Source organism: Uliginosibacterium paludis (assembly GCF_039631355.1).
GTDB lineage: Bacteria > Pseudomonadota > Gammaproteobacteria > Burkholderiales > Rhodocyclaceae > Uliginosibacterium > Uliginosibacterium paludis.
On the sequence record NZ_JBDIVF010000007.1, the window covers coordinates 111049 to 136380 of the forward strand.

The 25332-nt window shown below is 66.4% G+C and carries 17 protein-coding genes; 12 read left to right on the forward strand and 5 right to left on the reverse strand.

The window, feature by feature from the left end:
• Positions 1–15: 15 nt before the first annotated feature.
• The 5 genes from ABDB87_RS15770 to ABDB87_RS15790 are packed head-to-tail and all read left to right on the forward strand — an operon-like array spanning position 16 to position 6959.
• Entirely contained in the window at positions 16–1914 is a 1899-nt protein-coding gene (locus ABDB87_RS15770) for a TolC family protein (RefSeq protein WP_345928796.1), read from the forward strand.
• The gene (locus ABDB87_RS15775) at positions 1911–2660 is read left to right on the forward strand and encodes an efflux RND transporter periplasmic adaptor subunit (RefSeq protein WP_345928798.1); all 750 of its coding nucleotides are present in this window, start codon (positions 1911–1913) and stop codon (positions 2658–2660) included. Before ABDB87_RS15770 ends, ABDB87_RS15775 begins: the two co-directional genes overlap by 4 nt.
• Before the next feature lie 2 nt (positions 2661–2662).
• Positions 2663–4012, forward strand: coding sequence for an efflux RND transporter periplasmic adaptor subunit (locus ABDB87_RS15780; RefSeq protein WP_345928800.1), 1350 nt, complete (start codon positions 2663–2665; stop codon positions 4010–4012).
• A complete protein-coding gene (locus tag ABDB87_RS15785; protein ID WP_345928801.1) occupies positions 4009–6117 on the forward strand; it encodes a site-2 protease family protein in 2109 nt (702 codons plus the stop codon). Before ABDB87_RS15780 ends, ABDB87_RS15785 begins: the two co-directional genes overlap by 4 nt.
• Positions 6118–6137: 20 nt before the next feature.
• On the forward strand, positions 6138–6959 hold the full coding sequence (locus tag ABDB87_RS15790) for an amino acid ABC transporter substrate-binding protein (protein ID WP_345928802.1): 822 nt from the start codon (positions 6138–6140) through the stop codon (positions 6957–6959).
• Between the two features lie 32 nt (positions 6960–6991).
• On the opposite strand, the gene ABDB87_RS15795 is transcribed toward ABDB87_RS15790, so the two are convergent.
• Positions 6992–8629 (reverse strand): electron transfer flavoprotein-ubiquinone oxidoreductase, encoded by a 1638-nt coding sequence (locus ABDB87_RS15795; protein ID WP_345928804.1) that lies wholly within the window; start codon positions 8627–8629, stop codon positions 6992–6994.
• Between the two features lie 10 nt (positions 8630–8639).
• A complete protein-coding gene (locus ABDB87_RS15800) occupies positions 8640–9566 on the reverse strand; it encodes a LysR family transcriptional regulator (RefSeq protein ID WP_345928805.1) in 927 nt (308 codons plus the stop codon).
• Positions 9567–9680: 114 nt separating this feature from the next.
• Here ABDB87_RS15800 and ABDB87_RS15805 point away from each other — a divergent pair, with 114 nt between their 5' ends.
• The 4 genes from ABDB87_RS15805 (at position 9681) to ABDB87_RS15820 (ending at position 16857) form a co-directional block, all read left to right on the forward strand.
• Complete coding sequence (locus ABDB87_RS15805) at positions 9681–10433, forward strand: electron transfer flavoprotein subunit beta/FixA family protein (protein WP_345928806.1); 753 nt, start codon at positions 9681–9683, stop codon at positions 10431–10433.
• On the forward strand, positions 10430–11362 hold the full coding sequence (locus ABDB87_RS15810; RefSeq protein WP_345928807.1) for an electron transfer flavoprotein subunit alpha/FixB family protein: 933 nt from the start codon (positions 10430–10432) through the stop codon (positions 11360–11362). Before ABDB87_RS15805 ends, ABDB87_RS15810 begins: the two co-directional genes overlap by 4 nt.
• A gap of 3 nt (positions 11363–11365) precedes the next feature.
• Positions 11366–12142 carry a ferredoxin--NADP reductase gene (locus ABDB87_RS15815; protein WP_345928809.1) on the forward strand — a complete coding sequence of 259 codons (777 nt, stop codon included), beginning with the start codon at positions 11366–11368 and terminating at the stop codon, positions 12140–12142.
• 449 nt (positions 12143–12591) lie between these two features.
• Positions 12592–16857, forward strand: a complete 4266-nt coding sequence (locus tag ABDB87_RS15820) for an EAL domain-containing protein (protein WP_345928811.1) — start codon at positions 12592–12594, stop codon at positions 16855–16857.
• Between the two features lie 25 nt (positions 16858–16882).
• Here the strand turns inward: ABDB87_RS15820 and ABDB87_RS15825 are convergent, their stop codons facing one another.
• The gene (locus ABDB87_RS15825; protein ID WP_345928813.1) at positions 16883–17983 is read right to left on the reverse strand and encodes a GGDEF domain-containing protein; all 1101 of its coding nucleotides are present in this window, start codon (positions 17981–17983) and stop codon (positions 16883–16885) included.
• A gap of 210 nt (positions 17984–18193) precedes the next feature.
• Between ABDB87_RS15825 and ABDB87_RS15830 the strand changes: the two genes are divergently transcribed.
• Positions 18194–19417, forward strand: a complete 1224-nt coding sequence (locus ABDB87_RS15830; protein WP_345928816.1) for a hypothetical protein — start codon at positions 18194–18196, stop codon at positions 19415–19417.
• An 84-nt stretch (positions 19418–19501) separates the two neighbouring features.
• On the opposite strand, the gene rpoN is transcribed toward ABDB87_RS15830, so the two are convergent.
• A complete protein-coding gene (gene rpoN, locus ABDB87_RS15835) occupies positions 19502–20968 on the reverse strand; it encodes an RNA polymerase factor sigma-54 (RefSeq protein ID WP_345928818.1) in 1467 nt (488 codons plus the stop codon).
• A gap of 384 nt (positions 20969–21352) precedes the next feature.
• Between rpoN and ABDB87_RS15840 the strand changes: the two genes are divergently transcribed.
• Complete coding sequence (locus ABDB87_RS15840; RefSeq protein WP_345928820.1) at positions 21353–22102, forward strand: hemerythrin domain-containing protein; 750 nt, start codon at positions 21353–21355, stop codon at positions 22100–22102.
• A 23-nt stretch (positions 22103–22125) separates the two neighbouring features.
• On the opposite strand, the gene ABDB87_RS15845 is transcribed toward ABDB87_RS15840, so the two are convergent.
• Entirely contained in the window at positions 22126–24621 is a 2496-nt protein-coding gene (locus ABDB87_RS15845) for a catalase (RefSeq protein ID WP_345928822.1), read from the reverse strand.
• A gap of 201 nt (positions 24622–24822) precedes the next feature.
• On the opposite strand from ABDB87_RS15845, the gene ABDB87_RS15850 reads away from it, so the two are divergent.
• Complete coding sequence (locus tag ABDB87_RS15850) at positions 24823–25266, forward strand: ferritin-like domain-containing protein (RefSeq protein WP_345928824.1); 444 nt, start codon at positions 24823–24825, stop codon at positions 25264–25266.
• Positions 25267–25332: the final 66 nt, after the last annotated feature.

The following is a 25332-nucleotide window of genomic DNA, read 5'->3' on the forward strand; positions in this document are numbered from 1 at the left end:
TACAGGATCCGTCATATGCCTGCCTCATTGAAAAGCCTTTCTCCGTCGGCGCTGCCGCTTGCCCTGATGCTCGGTGCCTTGCTGCTGGGCGGCTGCGCCATCACGCCGAAGCCGCTGACTGACGACGAAGTCCGGGCCCGCGTGAATGCCGACCAGTTCAAGCTCTATACCGAGCAGGAGCCGATCTTCAAACCGGTGAGCTTCGACGAAGCGGTGGCCCGCGCGCTCAAGTACAACCTCGACTACCGCCTCAAGCTCATGGAGTCCGCCCTCAGCGCCGGGCTGGCAGACGTGTCGCGCTACGACATGCTGCCGAACCTGCTTGCCTCGGCCGGGTATCACACCCGCTCCAATGATTCGGGCGGCACCAGCGTGAGTCTGGGGACTGGTCAGGTCTCGCTGGAGCCTTCCACCTCGCAGGAGCGCCAGCGGGTGGCGGCCGGCATCGAGTTTTCCTGGAACGTGCTGGATTTCGGTGTGAGTTATTACCGCGCGCGACAGCAGTCCAACCAGTATCTGATTGCCGAGGAGCGCCGCCGGCGCGTGATTCAGAACATCCTGCAGGACGTGCGCTCGGCCTACTGGCGCGCGGTGGGTGCGCAGCGCCTGGCCCGCGAAACGCAGCGCCTCACGCTGCGCACGCGCGATGCGCTGGCCCGCTCGCGCGAGGCCGAGGCCCAGGGCTTGCTCTCGCCGCGTGACGCGCTCAACTATCAGCGTGTGCTGCTCGACGCCGGGCAGTTGCTGTCGGCCCGTCGCCAGGAGCTGGAACTAGCCAGGCGCGAGCTTGCCGCGCTGATGAATGTGCCGCCCGGTTCGGAGTTCTCGCTGGTCGAGAGCGAGGAACCCGGGCTGCGGCCGGTGCCCTTCAATGTGGCCGAGCTTGAAGAGCTCGCCCTGCAGAATCGCCCGGAGCTGCGTGAGGAAGACTACCGTGTGCGCGTAACCGCGGACGAAGCCCGGCGCCAGCTCCTCGCCCTGCTGCCGGGCCTGAGCCTCAGTACCGGACTGCAGTACGACTCCAACAAGTATCTCTACAACAACAACTGGGTGGAGTCCGCGCTGCGCGTGAATTTCAACCTCTTCAAGCTGCTTGCCGCGCCGGCCACGCACCGTTTGCTCGACTCGCAGCAGAAGGCTGACGAGGCGCGACGTTTCGCGCTGTCGATGGCAGTGCTCACGCAGGTGCGCGTCGCCATCGAGCGCTATCGCACCGCGCTCTCCGATCTGGAGGTGGCGCGCGATTCGAGCGTGGTGGATCAGCGCCTGCTGGGTTTCGCGCGGGCCACCGTGTCGAGCCGCACCGACAGCGAACTCGAGGTCGTGCGCGCCGAAGTCCGGGCGCTCAATTCCGAATACCAGCGTAATGCGGCCTATGCTTCGGCGCAGGCCGCGTTCGGGCGAATCTATAACGCCATCGGGCTGGAGGTGGTGCCGGAAGACCTGTCTTCGAGCAGCCTTCAGGAGGTGGCGCAAACGGTCACGCGCCATGTTGCCATGGTGGAAGGGGATGTGTTTCCGTCTCCGCGCACCGTGCCGGTCGCGCAACGCGCCCTGGTGCTGCAGATCGACACCCGTGCCGACCCTGCCATCAGTGCGGATCAGCAGGCCGGCCTCCGCGCAGCCATCGTTGCCGCGCTGGCGCGAAACGGCATCCGCATCACCGAGGCTGCCGGCAGCACCGGCGAGCCGCGGCTCACGATGCGATTCCTGCCTGAGCCGGTGCGGGATGGCGTGCGTCGCGTGAAGTGGGCGCTGGACTTCGAGCAGACCGGGCTGCCTGCGCAGCATCTGGAGCATGCGAGCAGCCTGCCGGCGGCCGGCAATGCGGGTGTCATGACGGCCTTTGCCGAAGCGGCCGCACTGGCGAACCTGCGTCAGCTCGAAAGCTGGCTCTCGGGGAGCGCGCAATGAAGCCCGTCTGCGGGATCCTGTGCGGGCTGCTGGCAGGCCTGAGTCTTGCGGGGCTTTCGCAGGCTGCCGAGCCGGCGAAGGCAGAAGAGGGCATTCGGGTGCTGCTCGCGCCTTCGCTGGAAACGACGCTGGTCAGCCAGATGGCCGGCCGGGTGGTGGCGGTACAGGCAAATCTTGGCGAGCGCTTCACGCGTGGCCAGGTGCTGGTGCGGCTCGATTGCAGCGAGCAGCTGGCGCGCCTTCACATGTCGGAAGCCGAGTTCGCCGCCGCTCGTGACACCCATGAGGCGAAGGTTCGTCTGCAGGGTTTGCAGCAGGCCAGCGAGCTTGAAGTCGCCACCGCTGCAAGCAATGTGGCCCGGGCACGCGCGCAGATCGATTTGCAGCGCACGCAGGCCGCCTACTGCACGCTCGCGGCGCCCTTTGCCGGCCGGGTTGTAAAGCTCTCGGTGAAGTCGCATCAGGGCGTGACCCAGGGTCAGCCCTTGCTCGAAATCGTGAGTGACGGGCCGCTTAAACTGCGCCTCAACGCGCCAGCGAAATGGGCGGGCTGGCTCAAACCGGGCACCGGTTTCGAAGTGCAGATCGATGAAACCGGCAAGCGCTACAAGGCTCGCGTCACCGCGCTCAATGGCCGCGTGGATGCCGTCAGCCAGACCATCGAGCTTGAAGGCGTGATCGCCGAGAGCGCGCCCGAACTGCTGCCGGGCATGAGCGGCACCGCGCGTTTCGCGCCTCCGTCCTGACCATGTCCGCAACAGTGCCGAACTGGCCCCTGATTGTCAGCCTGCAGCAACGCGCGAGCCTTGCCGAGGATGAAACCGCGCTCGGTTTCCTGATCGCCAATGACAGCTGGCAGGTGCAGCCGTATTCGCAAGCCTGTCTCCTCGTCTTCGACGAGCTCGGTCATCTCGGCTTGCGGGTGGTGTCCGGCCTTGCCAGCGTGCAGGAAGACACGCCTTTCCGGCAGTGGATTCAGCGCTGTTGCACGCTGCTGCTTGAAAAATCCGGTCGCGCCGAAGGTGATTGCACGCCGATCGTGGCCACGCCCGCCGGGCTTGATGAGCCCTTGCAGGCCGGCTGGGCCGAATGGTGGCCGGCATATGTGCTGCTGGTGCCGCTGGGCACGGCGCGCGAAGGCCGGCTGGGCGTGGTCGCCTATGTGCGCGACACACCCTGGCTGCCGGCAGAGGCCGAGCTGCTTGCGCTGCTTCATGTGCATTATTCCGTTTGCATGGCCCGGCTGCGTCCGCGGCTGGGCTGGCGCCGCTATCTGGCGCGTTGGCAGCGGCGCCCGCGCCGCATGCTGTGGGCCGGTGCGCTACTGGCTGCGGTGTGCCTGTGTCCGGTGCGGCTCTCGGTGATCGCGCCGGCCGAAATCATTGCGCTGCGCGCCGAGGCGGTGGCCGCACCTACCGACGGCGTCATCCGCAGCTTCCATGTGCCGCCCAATCAGGCGGTGAAGCAGGGCGAGCTCCTGTTTTCGATGGACGACACCACCTTGCGCAACCGCCGCGAGGTCGCCTCGCGCTCGCTCGCGGTGGCGCGTGCCGATGCACTGAGCGCCAGCCAGAAATCCTTCGATTCGCCGCAGAGCCGTGCCGAGCTGGCGAGCCTGCAGGGCCATGTCCGGGAGCGCGAAGCCGAGCTGGAGTGGCTCGACGAAATGCTCAAGCGCATCGAGGTGCGCGCGCCGCATGATGGCCTGCTGATCTATGGCGACCCAGACGACTGGCTGGGCAAGCCGGTGGTCACCGGCGAGCGCATCGCGCAGCTGGCGGAGCCGGCGCCGCAGGGTGTGCTGGTCTGGGTGCCGGTAGGGGATGCGATCATGCTCGAGCCCGGCGCGAAGATGCGCGTTTTCCTGCAGGCCGCACCGCTCGACGCCTTGTCGGCCGAGCTGGTGCAGACCAGCTACCAGGCGGCCGTGTCGCCCGAAGGCATCACGGCCTACCGTGTGCGTGGTGAACTGCGTGGCGGGCAGGGCACGCATATCGGTCTGCGCGGCGTGGCCAAGATCTACGGGGGCTGGCAGCCGCTGGTCTACTGGGTGATGCGGCGCCCGTTGGGCACGCTGCGGCAGTGGGTGGGGCTGTGAGTGCCGCGGTCATGCTGCCGGATTCGCTTCCGGCACTGCGTGAAGACCTGCAGCTGCACCAGGCGGCCCGACATGCCGACGGCTCGCCCGGCTGGGTGATCCAGGATCCGGTGAGCAACCAGTTCTACCGCATCGGCTGGCTGGAGTTCGAGCTGCTCTCGCGTTGGTCGCTCGGCGATCCGCTCAGCGTGCTGCAGCAGACCGCACAGCAAACGCTGCTGGTGCCTTCCGCCGAGGAGCTCGAAACCCTGCTGACCTTCCTGGCCGAGAACCAGCTGCTGGCGATCCACGACCCGCGCCATACGCTGGCGCTGCTCCAGCGCGCGCGCCTGATGAAGGCCGGAGGCTTGCGCTGGCTGTTGCACCATTACCTCTTCTTCCGCATTCCGCTGATTCGCCCGGCCCGCTTTCTGAGCTGGCTGGCGACCCGGCTCGAGGGGCTCTTCACGCCGGTGTTCCTCCTGGTGCTGGGCGGGCTGGGCCTTGTCGGCCTGATGCTGATAGCCCGCCAGTGGGATGTGTTTCAGGCCAGCCTGCGCGAGAGCTTTTCGCCCGCCGGGCTGCTGGCCTATCTGGTGGCGCTCGCGCTCACCAAGAGCCTGCATGAGCTGGGCCATGCCGTCGTGGCGACGCGTTTCGGTCTGCGCGTCGGGCATATGGGCGTGGCCTTCGTGGTGATGTGGCCCATGCTCTACACCGATACCGGCGAAGCCTGGAAGCTCGATCACCGCAAGCGGCTCGCGGTGTCCGCCGCGGGCATCCTCACCGAGTTCGCGCTGGCCGTGCTGGCCACTTTCGCCTGGAATTTCGCCGCACCCGGGGCACTGCGCGAAGCGCTGTTTTTCCTTGCCACGACGGCCTGGGTGACTTCGCTGCTGCTGAACCTGAGCCCCTTCATGCGCTTCGATGGCTACTTCATCCTGTCTGACCTGCTGGACATGCCGAACCTGCATGAGCGCGCCTTCAGCCTCGCCCGCAGCGCGTTGCGCCGGCTGGTGCTCGGCAGCAGCGAGCCCGATGCCGAGCATTTTCCGCCGCTGCAGCGACGGCTGCTGATCGGCTTTGCGCTCACCACCTGGCTCTATCGCCTGAGCGTGTTCATGGCGATCGCTCTGGCGGTGTATGCCTATTTCTTCAAGCTGCTCGGCATCATGCTCTTTGCGGTGGAAGTGGCCTGGTTCATCGTGCTGCCGATATGGCGCGAGCTGCGCCAGTGGGGCGCCTCGCGCGCCCGTTGGAGCCACGCCCGTCGCTCCGTGCTGATCACCTTGCTGCTCGCGCCCATGCTGCTGCTCATGCTGCCCTTGCCGCGCCCGGTCAGCGCGCCGGCCTGGGTGCATCCGGCGCGCATCCACAACGTCTATACACCGCTGGCCGGCCGTCTGGTCAGCCTGCCGCAGGAAGGAGCTGTCGCGGCTGGTCAGGTGCTCTTCGAACTGGTGCAGCCGGAGCTGGATTTTCGTGCCGAAACTGCCGCCACCCGCAGCGCCGCACTCGCGAGCCAGTTGCGCGGTCTCGCAGCGCAGGAGCAGGGCGAGTCACGCCGCGCAGCCCTGGGGCAGCAGAAAGCGCTGCAGGATGCCGAACTCCAGGCGCAGCAGGCCGAGGCTGCGCGGCTGCTGCTCAGGGCGCCGTTCGCGGGCAGGCTGGTCGAGCTCGATCCGCTGCTGGCACCCGGTGGCTGGGTGGGGCCGAAAACACCGCTTGCGTTGCTGATCAGTTCCGAAGAATGGCAGGGCGAGCTCTTCGTCAGCCAGACCGATCTGGCCCGCGTTGCGCCCGGTGCGCGTGTCAGGCTCTATCCCGAGCGTGACGCGCTGCGTCCGCTCACCGGGCGGGTACTGGGCATCGATGGCGGGCGTGTGGCGAAGCTGCCGGCCCAGGCGCTTTCGGCGCATCAGGGCGGGCCGGTAGCGGTCACGGCGGATGCTGACGGCATGACGCCGCGCGATGCGCTGTACCGCGTCCGGGTCGCGCTGGACGCGCCGCCCGGCTCACTGCATTTCCTGCGTGCCAGCGCCCGGATCGAAGCACCGCCGGAGAGCTGGTTGCTCTCTGCCCTCAAAACCGTGCTGGTCGTGCTCGTTCGCGAACTCAGCTTCTGAAACAGCGTGAAAGGATCATCATGAAACCCGTTCTGCTCCTGCTGCTGTGTCTGCTTTCATCCAGCGCGCTGGCGCAAACCGACCGGCTCGCCCGCATCCGTGAAACCCGGGTGCTGGTGGCGGCCTACCGCGAGCAATCGGTGCCCTTCAGCTACCTCGATCAGGGTGCCCCGACCGGCTTTGGCGTGGACCTCACCCAGCGCATCGCGCAAGCGGTGCAGCACGAGCTCGGGCTCGACACGCTGACGATCCGCTGGAATCCCGTCACGCTCAGCACGCGCTTTCCGCTGATCGCCAACAATGCCATAGACATCGAATGCGCGACCACCACACCCACGCGCGAGCGCGAGAATCTGGTGGCCTTTTCGCTGCCCTATTTCAAGACCCGTGAGGGATTCCTGGTGGCTGCTGCAGCACATGATCGTGCCCTGAAAGACCTTCATTCCCTCAGGATTGTAGTGACGGCCAACAGCCTGGCCCAGAAAACGCTGACAGCCAGCTTTACGAACGCAGCAAGCGGACGGCTGTTGATCGCGAGCAGCAACACCGCGGCCATGCTGAGCCTGAAGAAAGGGCAGGCCGAGGCCTTCGCCGGCGATGAGGTGGTGCTTGCCGGCGAGCTGCTGAAGAGTGGTGAGGCCGTCACGGGCTACCGCTTCATCGCGGCCGGCGAACCGGCCTCGGATTATGCCTGTGTGCTGCCGCGTGACAACCCGGTCCTGAAGAAAATCGCCGACGAAACCATCGAGCACCTGACCCGCAGCGGCGAGCTGCAGGTGATGAAGCAGCGCTGGCTGAACGATCCGATTCCGCCGTTCAGGAAGGGCCTGCCGGTTTTCTGAGCGCGGGTATCGGCTCCGCTCGGCGGTTTTGCCTACATGCCGACGTACTGCGGCCCGCTCCCGCCTTCAGGCGCTTGCCAGAGCAGGCTGTGCTCGGGGTCGTTGAGCTCGCAGGCCTTGCAGTGCAGGCAGTTCTGGCTGTTGATGCGCACCGTGTCGCCATCGAGCTCGTACACGCCGGCCGGGCAGTAGCGGGTTTCCGGCGCGCCGAAGCGGCGCAGGCGACGCGCTTCTTCCGCCGGCTGGTTGCGGCGCACCAGATGGATGGGCTGATCGTGGTCATGACTGATGTTGGCCTGCATCAGTGCGCTGTTGCGATCGAAGGTGAGGCGGCCATCCGGCTTCAGCGCCGGGCGCCGTGATCCCGGCTTGGCTGGTGCCATCCTGCTGCGCGCAGGCGCCGGATGCGCGAGCGTCCAGGGCATGCGCAGGCCGGCGGCCAGCAGCCACATTTCGGCGCCGCTGAGGGCCGCGCCGAGGAAGCTGCCGAAGCGCGAGAGCAGTGGTTTCACGTTGCGCGTGTCGCGCAGTTCGCGGCCGATCCAGGAGGCGGCAACCGCCATCGGGTAGTCGTCGAGCAGATCCTGCCGGCGCCCGGCGCCGAGTGCGGCAGCCACTGCTTCGGCCGCGAGCAGGCCGGATTTCATCGCGGTATGCGTGCCCTTGAGGCGCAGCATGTTCAGGAAGCCGGCTGCGCAGCCCAGCAGCGCTCCACCGGGGAAGACCAGGCGCGGCAGCGACTGCAGCCCGCCTTCGTTGATGCTGCGGGCGCCGTAACCCAGACACTCACCGCCTTCGAGCAGTGCGGCGATGCGCGGATGGGTCTTGAAGCGCTGGAATTCCTCGAAGGGCGAGAGCTGCGGATCGCGATAGCCGAAATGGGTAATCAGCCCGAGCGCGACGAGGTCCTCACCATAGTGGTAGAGGAAGCCGCCGCCACCGGCCGCGCGGCCCAGCGGCCAGCCGAGGAAGTGATTCACCGTGCCGGCGCGGTGACGTGCGCGCGGAATGCGCCAGACTTCCTTGATGCCCAGACCGTAGTGGCTTTCGCCCACGCCTTCACGCAGGCGGTAATGCGCTTCCAGTTCGCGCGTCAGCGAGCCGCCGGCACCTTCGGCCACCAGGGTGTAGCGGGCGCGGATCTCGATGCCGGGCGTGAAGCGTGCGGATTGCTCGCCGGCTGCATTGATCCCCATGTCACCGGTGATCACGCCGGTGAGCGCGCCCTGTGCGTCGAAGCATGGGGCGGCTGCCGAGAAGCCGGGATAGAGCTCCACGCCCAGCGCCTCGGCCTGTTCGCCGAGCCAGCGGCACAGTTCGCCCAGGCTGCCGGTGTAGAGGCCGCGATTGTCGAGCTGCGGTGGCAGGCTCCAGTGCGGCGCGGCGATGGCCCGGCTTTCGGTGAGCCAGAGCATTTCGTCATGCGTCACCTCTGTCTGCAGCGGCGCGCCGCGCTCACGCCAGTCCGGCAGGAGTTCATCCAGCGCCACCGGATCGATCACCGCGCCGGAGAGGATGTGGGTGCCGATCTGGGCGCCTTTTTCAAGTACGCAGACGGAGATTTCCCGTCCGCTCTCGGCGGCCAGCTGGCGCAGGCGGATCGCGGCGGCGAGGCCGGCCGGGCCGGCGCCGATGATGAGTACGTCATATTCGATGAGGTCGCGGGTCATGATGTGTTTCTCAGGCAACGGGCGCGAGGGCGATGTCGTCAGTGGAGGTGGCATCGCCGGTGAAGGCGCGGATGTGTTCGATCAGGGTGGCGAGGCCGCCGGTGACATATTTGTTCTGATGGCGCACCAGATAGAAGGCGCGGCCGAGGTCGAGCCCCTGCACCGGTAGCGGCACCAGGCTGCCGCGGCGGAAGGCGTCGCGCAGCGCCAGGCGCGAGATGCAGCCCAGGCCCAGGCCGGCTTCCACCGCGCGCTTGATCGCCTCGGTGTGTTCGAGCTCGAGGCGCACGCGCAGCTGCTGGCGCTCGCTGCCGAAGGCGTGATCCAGCGTGGCACGCGTGCCGGAGCCGGGCTCGCGCAGGATCCAGTCGCAGGCCAGCAGCTCGGCGCGACTCACGCGGGTCTTGCCGGCGAGCGGATGATCGGGCGCGGCGAAGACCACCAGTTCGTCGTGCAGCCACGGTTCGGCGACCACGTCCGGATGCTGGACTTCGCCTTCGACCAGGCCCAGATCCAGCTCGAAGCGGGCCACTGCACCCACGATGTCGGTGGAGTTGTGCACGGCAAGCTGCACGCGCGAAGCGGGGTGCTGTTTGAGAAAGTCGGCCACGAACAGCGTTGCGAGATAGTTGCCGATGGTCAGGCTGGCGCCCAGGCGCAAGGGGCCGACGGCGGACTGGGTGCTGAGCGTGTCTTCCAGCTCCTGGGCGCGGTCAAGCAGCTCGGTGGCCCGCCCCAGCAGCCACTGCCCGGTGTCGTTGAGGCGCAGGGTCTTGCCGACACGGTCGAAGAGCACCTGCGAATAGGCGCGCTCCAGCTCGGCCAAGGCCGTGCTGGTGGCTGATTGCGACAGCGCAAGTCGCTCCGCCGCCCGGCTGGCCGAGCCGCTCTGGGCGATCGCGACGAAGATCTCGAGTTGTCTGAGGGTGAATCTCATGGCTGCCTTGTATATCTATTTTGTAGATAAATTACTTCAACACAATCCGCTTTGTAGATAGTTTATCGATCCCTAGAATGGCCTGCAAGTCATCACCCGGAAGGAAGATCCCAGATGAAAATCATCGTATCCATCAAGCGCGTCGTGGATCCCAATGTGCAGGTCCGGCCGCACAGCGATCAAAGCGCAGTCGAACTGGCCGGCGCGCGCATGAGCATCAATCCTTTCGACGAGAACGCGCTGGAAGAGGCCGTACGCCTCAAGGAGCAAGGCCTGGCCAGCGAGGTCATCGCCGTGTCCTTCGGCGACGCGAGCGTGCAGGATTCCCTGCGCCAGGCGCTGGCCATGGGCGCCACCCGCGCCATCTGGGGCCAGACGCCGGCCGGGCTGGATCAGCTCGCCATTGCCCGCCTGCTGCAGCATCTGGCGCAGCGTGAAGAGGCCGCTCTGGTACTGCTGGGCAAGCAGGCCATCGATGAAGATGCCGGTCAGACCGCGCAGATGCTGGCCGGCTTGCTGGACTGGCCGCAGGCCATCGCGGTGTCGGCACTGGCGCTGGAGAACGGCGGGCTCAGACTGCGCCGTGAAGTGGATGGCGGCACCGAAGCGCTGGAAGTGCAGCTGCCGGCGGTGGTCTCGGCCGACCTGCGCCTGAACGCGCCGCGCTTCGTGAAGCTGCCGGATCTGATGAAGGCCAAGCGCCTGCCGATCGAGTCGCTCGACTGCGCCGCGCTCGGTCTGGATCTCGCGCCACGCCTGCGCGCCACCCGCATCGACACGCCGGCGCCGCGCGCGGCCGGCCAGCGCGTCGGCTCGGTGGCCGAGCTGCTCGAAAAACTCCGTCATGAAGCACAGGTGATCGCATGAATACGCTCGTCATTGCCGAAATCTATGCGGGCGGCATCGCCCGCGCCACGCGCCAGGCCACCACGGCCGCGCAACACTGGGGCCAACCCGTCGACCTGCTGGTGCTCGGTGCCACCGATGCCACCGCCCATGCCCGCATCGCCGGCGTGCGCCGTGTGCTGCAGGCCGATGCCACCCATCTGGCCCAGCCCACGGCGGAAGATCTGGCGAAGCTGCTCGAGAGCCTCGCCGACCAGTACGGCGTCATCCTCGCGGCGCACACCAGCCTGGCGCGCAATGCGCTGCCGCGGCTGGCCGCCCGCCGTGGTGTGGGCATGATCAGCGAGGCGGTGGCCCTGCTGGGGCCCGCGACGTATCAGCGCCCCATCTACGCCGGCAATCTGCTGGCCACCGTTGAAAACACGCCGGGCTTACAAGTGCTGACGGTTCGCGGTTCGCGCTTTGCGCCGGCCGAGCTTGATGGAGCAGCCGACGTGCAGCGTATCGAGGCGCCTGCTGCGGATGGCCGCTCACGCGTCACCGGCCGGCACAGCGCAGGCGGCGAACGCCCCGAGCTTGCCAGCGCCCGCGTGGTGGTGTCTGGTGGCCGTTCGCTGGGCAGCGAGGCTCAGTTCAATGCGCTGCTCGAACCGCTTGCCGACCAGCTCGGTGCGGCGCTGGGCGCCACGCGCGCTGCGGTCGATGCCGGCTATGCGCCGAATGAATGGCAGATCGGCCAGACCGGCACGGTCGTCGCGCCCGATCTGTATGTCGCCGTCGGCATTTCCGGCGCCGTGCAGCACACCGCCGGCATCAAGGACAGCCGCGTGATCGTGGCCATCAACCAGGATCCTGATGCGCCCATCATGCAGCTCGCCGACTACGCGCTGGTCGCCGATATCTTCGAGGCCGTTCCGGCCCTGCAACAGCAACTCTCCGCCAAGGTCTGAATCGTGAGCACGCTTGCCACCGAAACCGTGACCGACGTTCATCACTGGAACGACACCCTGTTCAGCTTCAGGACCACCCGCGACCCGGGCCTGCGCTTTGCCAACGGCCAGTTCGTGATGATCGGCCTGCAGGGCGAGAGCCGCCCGCTGCTGCGTGCCTACAGCATCGCCAGCGCCAACCATGAAGAGCATCTGGAGTTCTTCAGCATCAAGGTGCCCAACGGCCCGCTAACCTCGCGTCTGCAGCATCTCAAGCCCGGCGACGAGATCTTCGTGAGCCGCAAGCCCACCGGCACCTTGATCATCGACGACCTGAATCCGGGCCGGCACCTGTTCCTGCTCAGCACCGGCACCGGGCTCGCGCCCTTCCTCTCGATCATCAAGGATCCGGAAACCTACGAGCGTTTCGACAAGGTCGTCGTGACCCACGGCGTGCGCTCGGTGAGCGAGCTGGCCTATGCAGACATGATCGAGCGCGAGCTGCCGGAGCATGAATTCCTCGGCGACTATGTGCGCGACAAACTGCTGTATTACCCGACCGTGACGCGCGAAGCCTTCCGCAACCAGGGCCGGCTCACCACCCTGATCGAGAACGGCAAGCTCTGCAGCGACCTGGGCCTGCCGCCACTCGATGCCGCGCACGACCGCGCGATGCTGTGCGGCAGCCCGGCCATGCTGCAGGAGCTCTCCGACATGCTGGATGCGCGCGGCTTCAAGGTGTCGCCCAACATCGGCGCGCCGGGGGACTACGTGATCGAGCGGGCGTTTGTCGAGAAGTAGGCGGTGTGCCGGGCCGGCCTGATCCGGGCCCGTGCTGTTGCGTGAACAGCAACGGATAAAAATATTTGCTTTCAGCCTGGAAAAAATTTTCCGATGATTCCAGATGCCGGAGGGCATGGTTTCCGGAAAAACCTGGCCGATCGCTGTGGCGATCCGCACAGGCATGCGGGCGAACAGACCTGCGAAAATCATGCCCGCTGCATCCGGTACCGGCGTGGGGCACGGGTAAGACAGGACTGCCAGAGGGCGGGTCGGCATGGCCAGGAAAGACGCTGGCTGCCCGCCTGCCGCTGCGGGTTTGCGCGCAGCCGCCTCTGGCGTGGCTTGTTCTTGGAGGGGATTGCGGCACGCTGTCCATGCGCTCTTGACCGCCGCCGCGATCCATCGTGCTTCCGCTCCGGCAAGACGGTTTGCGCCTGCCGTGTGCGTGTTGACGCAAAGGTCTGGAAATGACGAATGTCGTGCAGCCCGGAAACGCCCTGAGCAGCCCACCCGAATACCAGCGCCTCTTCGACGCCGCACCGGGACTTTATCTGGTGCTCGATCCGCAACTGCAGATCGTGGCCGTGAATCAGGCGTATGCGCGCGCCACCATGACACGGCCGGCGGACATCCTCGGCAAGGCGATGTTCGAGGTGTTTCCCGATAATCCCGATGACCCTGAGGCCGAAGGGGTGAGAAACCTGCGGGTGTCGCTCGCCCGCGTGCTGCAAACCGGCCAGGCCGACGCGATGTCGGTGCAGAAGTACGACATCCGGAAGCCGGCTGAAGAGGGCGGCGGCTTCGAAACCCGCTACTGGAGCCCGCTCAATTCGCCTGTCATGGGCGCGGACGGCAAGCTGGCCTACATCATCCATCGCGTCGAGGATGTGACCGAGTTCGTGCGCCTCAAGCAGCAGGGCATCGAGGAGAGCCGGCTCAACGACACCCTGCGCCAGCAGGCGCTGCGCATGGAAACCGAAGTGTTCGCGCGCGCCCGCGAGGTGGCGGAAGCCAGTGCGCGGCTCAAGAGTGCCAATGAGGAGCTTGATCGCCTCTATCACAAGACCCGTGAGCTCGATGAGCTGAAGACCCGTTTCTTCGCCAATGTGAGCCATGAGTTGCGGACGCCGCTGACGCTGATCCTCGGGCCGCTGAGCCAGCTCATCGATTCTCCGCATCTCGACGCGGCGGAGCGGCGCAGCCTGCAGGTGGTGCAGCGCAACGCACGCCTGCTGCACCGGCAGGTCGACAATCTGCTGGACCTCGCCAAGCTCGATGCCGGCCACATGAGCGTCCACTATGTGGCGTTCGACCTGGCGGGCATGGTGCGCGTCTTCGCCTCGAATTTCGACACGGTCGCGGCCGACCGCGCTATCCGTTACCCGCTCGAATGCCCTGCGCAGCTGATGGTCGAAGCCGATGCCCAGAAGTGCGAGCGGGTGTTGCTGAACCTGTTGTCGAATGCCTTCAAGTTCGTGCCTGATGGCGGCGTGGTCATGCTCTGCCTGCGAAGCGAAGGCAATGACGTCGTGCTGGAGGTCCGTGACAGCGGCCCGGGGATTCCGGAAGCCATGTACGAGACGGTGTTCGAGCGTTTCCGCCAGGTCGATGACAGCGCCGAGCGGCGTGTCGGGGGAACCGGGCTGGGACTCTCCATCGTGCGCGAATTCGTCTCCCTGCAGCGCGGCTCGGTGACCGTCAGCCGTGCGCCGGAGGGCGGGGCTGGCTTCGTGGTGCGCCTGCCGATGCTGGCGCCACCCGGCACGCCGGTCGGCAGCCTGCAGAACCCGGAGTCAGCGCTGGCAGACAGGCGCGACGGTGTGGCCGAACGGGTGGTGCTGCACGAGACCCCCAAGGTTGCGGACAGCGACGCGCCGCTTGTGCTGGTGGTTGAAGACAACCCGGACATGAACGCCTTCATCAGTGCCGCGCTGGCCACGCGCTATCGGGTGGCGAATGCCTTTGACGGTCACACCGGGCTCCGCCTGGCGCTCGATCTGAGACCGGCGCTGATTCTCTCGGATGTCATGATGCCGGGCATGAGCGGCGATCGTCTGGTCGAGATCCTTCGCCAGCATCCGGACCTCGATGCCACGCCGGTGATCATGCTGACCGCCAAGGCCGATGACGGCCTGCGCGCCACGCTGCTGCGCCATGGCGTGCAGGACTACATCCAGAAACCCTTCACGGTGGACGAGCTGCTGGCCCGCATTGCCAGCCAGCTCAACGAGCGGCAGCGGGTGGGGCGCCAGCTGCACAGCCTGGAAGAGCGCTTCCGCGCCACCTTCGAGCAGGCGGCAGTCGGCATCGCGCATGTGGCCCCGGACGGACGCTGGATGCGCGTGAACCGCAAGCTCTGCGAGATCCTCGGTTACAGCTATGACGAGCTGCTCAAGCTGAGCTTCCAGGACATTACCCACCCCGATGATCTGGATCTCGATATCGGGCTGGTCGGCAAGGTGCTCGCCGGTGATCTGGCGAGTTACGAGCTTGAAAAACGCTATCTCTCGCGCAGCGGCCAGGTGGTCTGGGTCAAGCTCACCGTGGCGCTGGTGCGCAGCCCGGACGGAGCCGCCGAGTACTTCATCTCGGTGCTCGAGGACATCGGCGCGCGCAAGGCGGCCGAGCAGGCGCTGCTTGAGAGCGAGGAGCGGTTCCGCCTGATCGCGGCAACGATCCCGGAGGTCATCTGGCTGATCGAGCCTTCGCCGCGCCGCTATGCCTATGTCAGCCCGGCCTATGAAACGATCTGGCAGCGTCCCTGCGCTGAACTGTACGAAGACCCGGCGCTCAAGCTGCAGTCGCTCGACGAGCGCGATCGCGAGCGGGTCCGGCAGGCCAAGCAGGCGGCCATGCAGGCCGGGCAGCCCTTCGAGCTGGAATACCGCGTCATGCGGCCCGACGGCAGCTGCCGCTGGGTGCGCGAACGCGGCCATCCGGTTGCCACGCCGCAGGGGCTGGCGGGATGCTATGTGGGCATCACCAGCGACATCACTGACACCCGGCAGGCCGAGGAGCATCTGCGTCAGGCCGCGACGGTGTTCGACTGTGCGCGCGAAGCGGTGATCATCACCGATCCGGCCGGCATGATCCTGGCCGTCAATCAGGCCTTCAGCGACATCACCGGTCACGCGGCGGAAGACGTGCGCGGGCTCGCGGTGAGCCTGTTGCGCTCCGACCGCCACGGGCCGGAGTTTTTCCAGGAGCTGTGGGCCAGCCTCGAGCGCACCGGGCAATGGCAGGGCGAAATCTGGAACCGGCGCCGGAACGGCGAAGCCTATCCCTCCTGGATGACGATCTCGGCCGTGCCCGATGCGCAGGGCCTTGCGAGCCGCTATGTCGCGCTGATGACGGACATCAGCCAGCAGCGGCGCAGCGAGGAGCGCCTGGCGCATCTGGCGCACTACGATCCGCTCACCGAATTGCCCAACCGACTCCTGCTGCAGTCCCGCCTCGAGCATTCGCTGACGCAGGCCGCGCATGCCCATCGCCGGGTGGCCGTGCTCTTCATCAATCTCGACCGCTTCCAGACCGTCAACGACAGCCTCGGGCATCAGGCGGGCGACCAGCTGCTTGTCGAGGTGTCCGCACGGCTGCGCCAGAGGATGCGCAGCGAGGGCAGCCTGGGCCGTCTGGGCGGCGACGAGTTCCTGCTGATCCTGGAGGCCATCGAGCGCCCCGAGGCGGCGGCCGAAGCGGCGCAGGCAACGCTTGCGACGCTGGCCGAACCCTTCCGTCTCGCGGGCGGGGCCGAACTCTATGTGGGGGCGAGCATCGGGATCAGCATCTATCCGGATGACGCAGCGAACCCGAATGATCTGCTGCGCAACGCCGACGCAGCGCTCCATCAGGCCAAGGCGCAGGGGCGCAACCGGTTCTGTTTCTATGCCGCGGCGATGAATGCCGAGGCGCTGCGCCGGCTCGCACTCGATGCGGCCCTGCGCAGGGCCCTTGAGCGGCGTGAATTCGAGCTTCACTACCAGGCCAAGGTGGATTTGCGCAGCGGGCGCATCCGCGGTGCGGAGGCCCTGATCCGCTGGCGTCAGGCAGACGGCCGGCTGGTGCCGCCGGGCCAGTTCATTCCGCTGGCCGAGTCCACCGGGTTGATTGTGCCGATCGGCAGCTGGGTGATCGAGGCGTGCTGCCGGCAGTTGCGTGCCTGGCATGATGAAGGCATATCGGATTGCCGCGTTGCGCTCAATGTGTCGGCACTCCAGTTCCATGCCGGTGACCTGCCGGCGGTGGTGCGTGCCGCGCTGACCCGGTACGGGCTCGACGCGCGCTGCCTGGAGCTGGAGCTCACCGAAAGCATGCTGATGGATGACCCGCAGCGCACCATCGCCATCCTGCAGGCACTCAAGCAGATCGGCGTGCAGCTCTCGCTCGATGATTTCGGAACAGGCTATTCCAGCTTCGGCTACCTGCAGCGTTTCCCGATCGACGCGCTCAAGATCGACCAGTCTTTCGTGCGGGATCTCGGCAGCGACCAGGGAGCGGCGGTGATTGCGGCGGCCATCATCGACCTCGCGCACCGGCTCGACCTCAAGGTGATTGGCGAGGGCGTCGAAACGCCGCTTCAGCTCGACTGCCTGCGCATGCAGGGCTGCGATGAAATCCAGGGCTACCTGTTCGCCCGGCCCTTGCCGGCGGACGACTTCGCGGCGCTGTGGCGGGCAGACCGGCGTCTGCCAACGGCATCCGGGCCGGCAGGCGACATCGCTGCCGGAATCTAGCCACCCGGGGCGATCGGCCGTTCGCTCAGCCTTCGCGGATCGGGCTGGAAGGCTCGACCTGTGAAACCCGGTTGCGGCCGTTTTTCTTGGCGTCATACATCGCCTGGTCGGCAAGGCGCTGGATGTCGGCCATGGATTGCTCGCTGTGCTGGTTGCGGGCAACGCCGATGCTGGCGGTGACCTGCAGCCTGCCGTGCGGGGTGTCCACGCCGAGGGCTTCGATATCGGCGCGAATCGCCTCGGCGAGGTTCAGCGCACCGGTCAGATCGGTGTGGGGCAGGAAGACCGAGAATTCCTCGCCGCCCACGCGGCCGACGAGATCGCTCTGGCGCACGGTGCTGCGCAGCCGGTTCGCGACCGCCTTGAGGACCAGATCCCCCGCCTCGTGACCGCAGCGATCGTTGATCTGCTTGAAGTGATCCAGATCGACAAACATGACCGAATAGGGGGTGCGGTTGCGGCTGGCCAGATGGATCATCTGGTCACAGCCTTCGTAGTAGGCCCGCGCGTTGAGCAGCCCGGTCAGCGGGTCGTGCATGGCCAGATGACGCAGTTGCCGGTTCGAGCCCTGCAGCCTCACGAAGTAGGACAGCGAGCGCGCGCCATACACATGGAAGAAGGCGCCGATGTAGAGCATGGCGGCGAGCAGGGTCGCCATGGCGTTTGGCGAATAGGGGCGGGGCAGCGAGCTGTTGCCCAGTGCAAGGCCGGTAACACTCAGCAGCGTGACGACCGCCCCGGCCCGCTGCCCGAGCAGGATGTAGACGCCCGGGATGTTGGTGAAGAACCAGATGACGCGCATCTCGTCTTCCGACACGAAGTACAGTGCCGATCCATATTCGGCAAGACAGAGGATTTCGTAGCACCATGCCATCGGCATGAAGCGCCGGGGTTTGCCGCGCAGTGCGAACCAGAGCAGGGCACTCGAAGTGGTGAACACCTCCATCGACACGACATGCCGCGAATCGATGGGATTGCTGCCGCTGGCCACGCCCAGAAGCAGCAGCGCGGTGACCAGCGCACCGCTCAGCATAACGATGCACAGGAGCCGGAACTGGAATGCGGCGTATTCCTCGCTTTCGGGAAAGCGGGCGTCGCCGAACAGGAAGCCTTCCAACCAACGCATCGTTCGTGTCCCCTCTCCGGTTCTCTGATCCTCTCCATATAGACCATTCCGCCTGCCGGCGGTCATCCGCGCTTTCATGTATGCCGCCCGGCGCTGCGCTCACGGGAACGGCACTTGCCGCGTCCTGTGCGGAGCGCCATCGCCGGCCGGAGCGCTCCGCGATTGTTTCAGGAAGACCGGCTTTCGGGATCCAACACGAAAGGACAGGACATGAATCACCAAGACTATGGCAATCAGCAACGACGAGGTTCGAACGACTATTCGCAGCAATCGTCCGGCAATGAGGAGGGACAGGGCCGGGTAGGCTACGGTCAGGGCGGCCAGCAATCCGGCCGCGGTGGCCAGGGTGACTACTACGGCCAGCAGGATTTTTCGGGGCAGGGCAACCGCAACTATCCGGGCGGATCGCAGCAGGGCCTGGGCCAGCAGTATCCCGGCTCGGTTGGAGGCAATCCGGTGCAGCAGTGGGAAAACAGCCGCCAGCAGGGCAGCTACGGCCACTCGGGCGAATACGAGCAGTCCCGCTATCCCTCGGGTGACTACAGCAGCCAAGGCGATTATGGCAACCGTGGCAGTTACGGTGGCCAGGGAGACTACGGCAGCCAGGGTGGCTACGGTGGCAGCCAGGGCGGCTTTGGCGGTCAGGGTGCAGGTCGTTCTTCCGGCTACCGCGGCAATGATGACTATGGTCGCGGCGGACGTTCCCGGGAAGACTACTACGGCATGACACGTGGCTATCCCGACCAGGACTCGGGCCGTTTCGGCCAGGGCAGCTACGGCAGTCAGGGTGGCTATGGTGGCTATGGCAGCCAGGGCGGATACGGCGGACAGAGCGGCTTCGGCGGCGGTTCTCATGATTCGCAGCGCGGCTTCGCGCGCCAGGGCGAGAATGGCAGCTTTGGCGACCGCATCGGCTTGAGCGGCATCCAGCAGGACGACTCGCAGCGGAGTTCCGGCTGGAGTGGCGGTGGCCAGCATCAGGGCTCGCAGCATGAGCAGTTCGACCCGGATTACCACCAGTGGCGCAGCGAACAGATCCGCAGCCTGGATGACGACTACCGCTCCTGGAAGCAGGACCGCTACCAGAAGTTCTCCGACGAGTTCGGCTCATGGCGCAGCAAGCGCAGCACGGGCTCGGGCAGCGGAAGCGGCAGTCAGGATCAGGGCGGCATGGCCACCAGCTCGGACCCGCACATGGCGACCGAGAGCTCGGTGGGCAGCGCGTCGGGCGGCAGCAAGTCCGGCAGCGGCAGTTCGTCCGGCATGTCGGGCAGCTCCTCCGGCTCGACTGGCAGCGGCAGCAGCTCGGGCACGAGTTCGCTCTCCGGTGCCTCGTCTTCCTCCGCAGATCAGGCCCTGACTGAAAGCGACAGCCATTCCGGCCGGTCGTCGGGCAGCTCGCCCAGCAGCGGCGCAGGCTCCAAGGGCAAGTAAGCAGCAAATGGCGCTTTGCCGGGGCCAACCGGCAAAGCGCCACACCGTTTCTGCACGCGCCGGCTGGCCGACGCGTGCAGAACCTCAGGCCAGCGTGCGACGCCGCTCGAAGGGCTCGATGCGCAAGGCCTGGCGATACTTGGTGACGGTGCGGCGGGCCAGCACGAAGCCCTGGCGGGCCAGCAGCCGGCCGATTGCGGCATCCGAGAGCGGTGCGCGCGTGTTCTCCGAGGCGATCAATTCCTGGATCAGGCGACGGATCGAAGTAGCCGAGCATTCGCCGCCCACGGCGGTGGCCAGCGAGCGCGAGAAGAAATGCTTGAGCTCGAACACGCCCTGCGGCGTCGCCATGTACTTGTTGTTGGTCACGCGTGACACGGTCGATTCATGCACGCCGGCTTCCTCCGCGATCTCGCGCAATCCCAGGGGCTTCATCGCGAGCGGGCCGTATTCGAGAAACAGCGCCTGATGCCGCACGATGGCTTCCGCAATGCTCAGGATGGTGGAGAAGCGCTGTTCAATGTTGTTCACCGTCCATTGTGCTTCCTGCAGATGCGCTGCAAGCTCGGGGTTCTGACCGGTGTGATGGCGGCGGAACATGTCGACACAGCTCTGATAGACGCGCACACGCGGAATGACAGCGGGATTGAGATGGGTCGTCCACTGGCCCCGCGACTTGCGCACCACCACATCCGGAATCACGTATTGCGCCTGCTGGGTGCTGAAGCGCGAGCCGGGCCGCGGCTTGAGCCGGCGGATGCAGTCGAGCACCGGCTGCAGGTCTGCAGCGGAGCAGTCCAGCGCACGGGTGAGGCCATTGAGATCGTTGGCTGCGAGCAGGTCCAGATGCTGGTGGATGATCGTGCGGGCGAGTGCCTGGCGCTCCGGACACACGATATCGGTGGCCTGCAGCAGCAGGCATTCGCGTACGTCGCGGGCGCCCACGCCGGCCGGGTCGAGCGCCTGGATGCGGGAGAGCCCGATGTGCATTTCCTCCCGACTGGGCCTGGGTTTCAGAGCGCTGATGACAGCGATCTCTTCGAGCGGCGTGCGCAGGTAGCCATCCTCATCCAGCGAGCCGATCAGACTGGCGGCAATCGCCCGGTCGCGCGCGGAAAGCGGCATGACGCTGATCTGCGTGCACAGATGATCGACCAGCGATTCTTCCTCACGCTGCAGATCGATGGCGCTCGTGCGCGGGCCGTCGTTGCTGCGCGGCGCACCGGTCGGGTCGTCTGCCCGCCAGATGTCATGGTCATTTTCTGTCTGTTCCGAGCCGTCGCGCACCGTGGCGCCGGGCAGCTCGGCCACTTCCTGCTGGCTCGCGGCCTCGGCCGCGGCCAGCACGCTGGAGAGCGGGCTCTCTCCGGCTTCGGCAGCCTGGCCTGCTTCGCTTTCGTCGATGTCGAGAAACGGGTTGTTGGCCACGGTGTCATAAATCTGGTGCGAGTAGTCCATCGAGGACATCTGGAGCAATCGGACTGCGTGCTGCATGCGGGGCGACAGCGTCTGCTGCGTGTGCTGGCCCATGTTCAGGACTAATGCGTTCATTGGGGAGGCTCTCCTGGTCTTTTCGTGGCGCCGCTGGCTGCGGGCGGGAAACCTGTCAGGTCCGGGCGGCATTTGTTCGCGGGACAGGCTTCGTCGTGCTTTCAGGCAGGTTCCATGCCATTGATGCAAGCCACTGAGCCGGAAGGCTTTTCAGTCGCGCCCGCCTCGCACGCTGACCTTTCTTGCCGCAAGCCTTACCGCTCGGCCAGGCTTCTGCCACGGTCCCCGGACTGGTGCCGGCGGTCGCCCCGCGTCCTCAGCAAAGCGTTTTTGAAGCGTGCTGCGCTTCAGGTGCCGGCACGTCGTTTGCCGCGTGCGAGGGGCTGCGGGGTCCGCCGGACTGCCGCAGCCGTCCCTGCTCACACTTCCCGATTGGAGAGAATCATGCCCAGCTCGCGCACCAGCAGTACCGCCACCCCATCCAGCTCCCGCAGCACCAGCCGGGCCGCGTCCACCGCCCGCACCGCGATCATCGATCTGCTCCGGGAGGACCACAAACGGGCGAAGAAAGCCTTCCGTGATTTCGAGAAACTGGATCCACAGGAAGACGCCGACGAATGCCAGGCCGTCGTGACACGGACCTGCGGCGAGCTGCGCGTACACACCGCGCTCGAAGAGGAGCTGCTCTATCCCGCCCTGCACGAAGTGCTCAAGGAAGAGGACCTGGTGGACGAAGCCGAGGTCGAACACATGAGCGCCAGGCGCCTCATCGACCAGTTGACTGACATGGGGCCGGAGGACGACAAGTTCGTCGCCACCTTCCGCGTGCTGGGCGAATATGTGAAGCACCACATCCGCGAGGAAGAGAGCGAGATCTTTCCGCAGATGCAGCGGGCGAAGTACGACTGGCAGTCGATGCAGCAGGAGATGGAGCGCCGCCGCGTGGATCTGATGGCCGAGCACCTGCCCGATCAGCCCGAAGACGGCGAGGAGGTCGATGACGCCGACGATGTGGATGAAGCGGACGAAGCGGATCAGGCGGACGGTGCCGGCCGGGGCGGCATGATGGACGACGAGTCGAGGGATGACGAGGCCGGCATCGACGAAGCTTCACGTACCGAACGCGTCAGCAAGACCGATCGCCAGCGCGAGAAGAAAGCCGCGGAGGAGCAGGACAGCCTGCCTGAAGGCTGAGGCTGCTCCGGGCCTGCCGGGGTTCAGACCACCGGCGGGTCTGTTTCGCGCAGGAAGTTGCGATGCCGCGCCAGCGCTTCGCGAAAGCTCGCGACGCTGACCGCGAGCGCCGTCACCGAATCTTCCTGGCTGCGCTCGGCCCTGAGGCGGATGAGCGCGGGGTCGGGCTCGTCGGCCGGCATGTCGACCGGAATACCTGCCGCTTCAAGCAGCACCGGATCGTCGCTCAGCACCAGGATCGGCTTGCAGTGCCGGTACTGATCCTTCACGAACTCCACCATCTGGCCATAGCTCGAGAGCACCAGCTGGATGCCTTCGCCACCGGGCACGACCACCGCATCCCAGAGGGGCGAAGGCATGGCTTCCACGGTGGTTTCGACATGGATCACCGAGCCGTCGTCCGCCCGCACCACGCCCAGGCGGGCGCCGACCACGCGTGGCGCAGCCCCTTCCTCGGCGAGCATGTCGAGCACCGAATGCAGGCTCGCCGCCTCCACACCGTCGGTGACCAGCAAGGCCACCCGGCGCCCGCGCACGCTGTCCTCTCCCGGTCGCGCGAACAGCGAGAGCGCCGGCGACTCGCTGACCTCGGGGGCGATCTCGAGCGGCTTCACCACCTGCTGCGCGCGGGGCACCCGGATGCCGAGCCCGTTCGCCACGCCTTGCGCCAGATCCATCGACACATTTGCCAGCAGCGAAACCACGCGCTCGCGCACGGCCTGGGTCTGCACGCGCGAGAGCTCGAAGCGGTAGGCGCTGACGATGTGATGCTGCTCGATCTGCGACTGGCTCTGCCAGAAGAGGCGCGCCTGCGTGAAGTGGTCGGCGAAGCGCTCCGGCTTGCCGCGCAGCTTGTCGGCCATCGCGAGGTGTTCCGGATAGGAGGTGAAGCCCGCGCCGCCTGCCTGGAAGGGGCAGCCGCCGGCGAGCGAGTTGGGCTCGTAGGATACGCGGCCGCGCGGAATGGCCTGACGATGCATGCCATCGCGCTGGTTGTTGTAGACGCCGCTTACCGGCGCGTTGATCGGTATCTCATGGAAGTTCGGGCCACCCAGGCGGGTGAGCTGCGTATCCACATAGGAATGGATGCGGCCCTGGAGCAGCGGATCGTTGGTGAAGTCGATCCCCGGCACGATGTGCGCGGTGCAGAAAGCGACCTGTTCGGTTTCGGCAAAGAAGTTGTCGGGGTTGCGGTTGAGCACCATGCGGCCCACCGGGCGCAGTGGCACCAGCTCTTCCGGCACGAGTTTGGTGGGGTCGAGAATGTCGAAGCTCCACTGCTGCGCCTGCTCTTCGGTGAAGATCTGCAGCGAGAGTTCGTACTCCGGATAGATGCCGGCCTCGATCGATTCCCAGAGGTCGCGGCGATGGTAGTCGGGGTCGGCACCGGCGATCTTCACTGCCTCATCCCACATCAGCGAATGCGTGCCGGCCAGCGGGCTCCAGTGGAACTTGCAGAACACGCTTTCCTGCTGCGCGTTGACCAGGCGGAAGGTGTGCACGCCGAAGCCCTGCATCATGCGGTAGCTGCGCGGAATCGCGCGGTCCGACATGATCCACATCAGCATGTGCGTGGATTCGGGCATCAGGGAGACGAAATCCCAGAAGGTGTCATGCGCCGAAGATGCCTGTGGCATGGCGTGATGAGGTTCCGGCTTGAGGGCGTGGACCAGATCGGGGAATTTCATCGCGTCCTGGATGAAGAAGACCGGAATGTTGTTGCCGACCAGATCCCAGTTGCCGGCATCGGTATAGAACTTCACCGCGAAGCCGCGCACATCGCGCACCGTGTCGGCCGAGCCGCGCTCACCGGCCACGGTGGAGAAGCGCACGAAGACCGGCGTGCGCTTGCCGGGCTCCGAAAAGATCGAGGCCCGGGTCAGATCCGACAGATCCTGATAGCACTCGAAAAAACCGTGGGCGGCCGAGCCGCGCGCGTGCACGACGCGCTCCGGAATCCGCTCATGATCGAAGTGGGTGATCTTCTCGCGCAGGATGAAATCTTCGAGCAGGGTCGGCCCGCGCAGGCTCGCGCGCAGGGAATTCTGATTGTCGGCAACGGCCACGCCCTGGTTGGTGGTGAGCACCTGGCCTGAGGCGTCGACCCGCACACGGTCGAGCGATTCGTTCTGGGCGTTGTAGCCGGTGAGGGGCCTGCCGCTGCCGACCTTGTCCGACTCCATGTTTTCCGACACGGTGCTCGCGCCGTCGATCTCGCTTGCGGGCATCAGCGGCAGGCCGCGCGGGGGCACCGCGAGCGGCGAGGTGTCATATTCCGCCGGCTTGAGCGGGTTGGCCGCCATCTGGCGGGCGAAGGCTTCGTCAGCCGTCCGCTTGCGCGCGAGCCGGGCATGGGCGGCGTCCTCCAGCTCATCGCCGCTTGCCGGGTCGGGCAGGGCCGTGCTGGGGCCGGAAATGCTGCTCGTGATCGAGCCCAGGATCTCGCTGGCCGGGACGAAGGCGCGCTCGTCGGCGTCGGCCGAGTCTGCCGGGGTGCCGGGATTCGGTTGTTCTCTCATGTCGGGGTCCGTTCCTGTGCAAGGGCAAAGCTCAAGGGGCGCGGTGCGTTTGCGCCGGGGAGTCCGGTCCCCGGGGCAAGCGACATGCCTGGCCGGAGCGTGTCCCACGGGCACGCTAAGTGCCGGGGAGGTGACGGGCAGGTGGCCTCGCGGCACTGCACCTGCCCCGACCCCCGACGTTTTCTTCACAAGGAGATCTCCATGGATTCACAGAGCGTGATTTCGACACTCAACGACCTGATCGAAACCTGCAAGGACGGTGAGTACGGCTTCCGGATGTGTGCCGAGAAGGCCAGCTCGCCCAATCTCGCAAGCCTGCTCGGCCGGCATGCGGATGAATGCCAGGCAGCCGCGCGCGAACTGCAGCAGTGCGTGGTGCAACTGGGCGAGACGCCCGATACAAGCGGCAGCGTGACGGGCGCGCTGCACCGGGGCTGGGTCGCGGTGCGTTCGGTGCTCTCGTCCTATGACGACGAGGCCCTGCTGGCCGAGTGCGAGCGCGGCGAAGACACGGCCGTTGCTGCCTACCGCAAGGCGCTCGAGAAGCCGCTGCCGGAAACCCTGCGTGCGGTGGTCGAGCGGCAGTACCTCGGCGCCCGTCGCAACCATGACCAGGTCCGTTCGCTGCGCGGCCCCGCGCACTGAATGAACCGGCATTCCATTGGCATTGAGAATGACTACGCCGCGCGCATGGCCTGCCGCGGACTCACG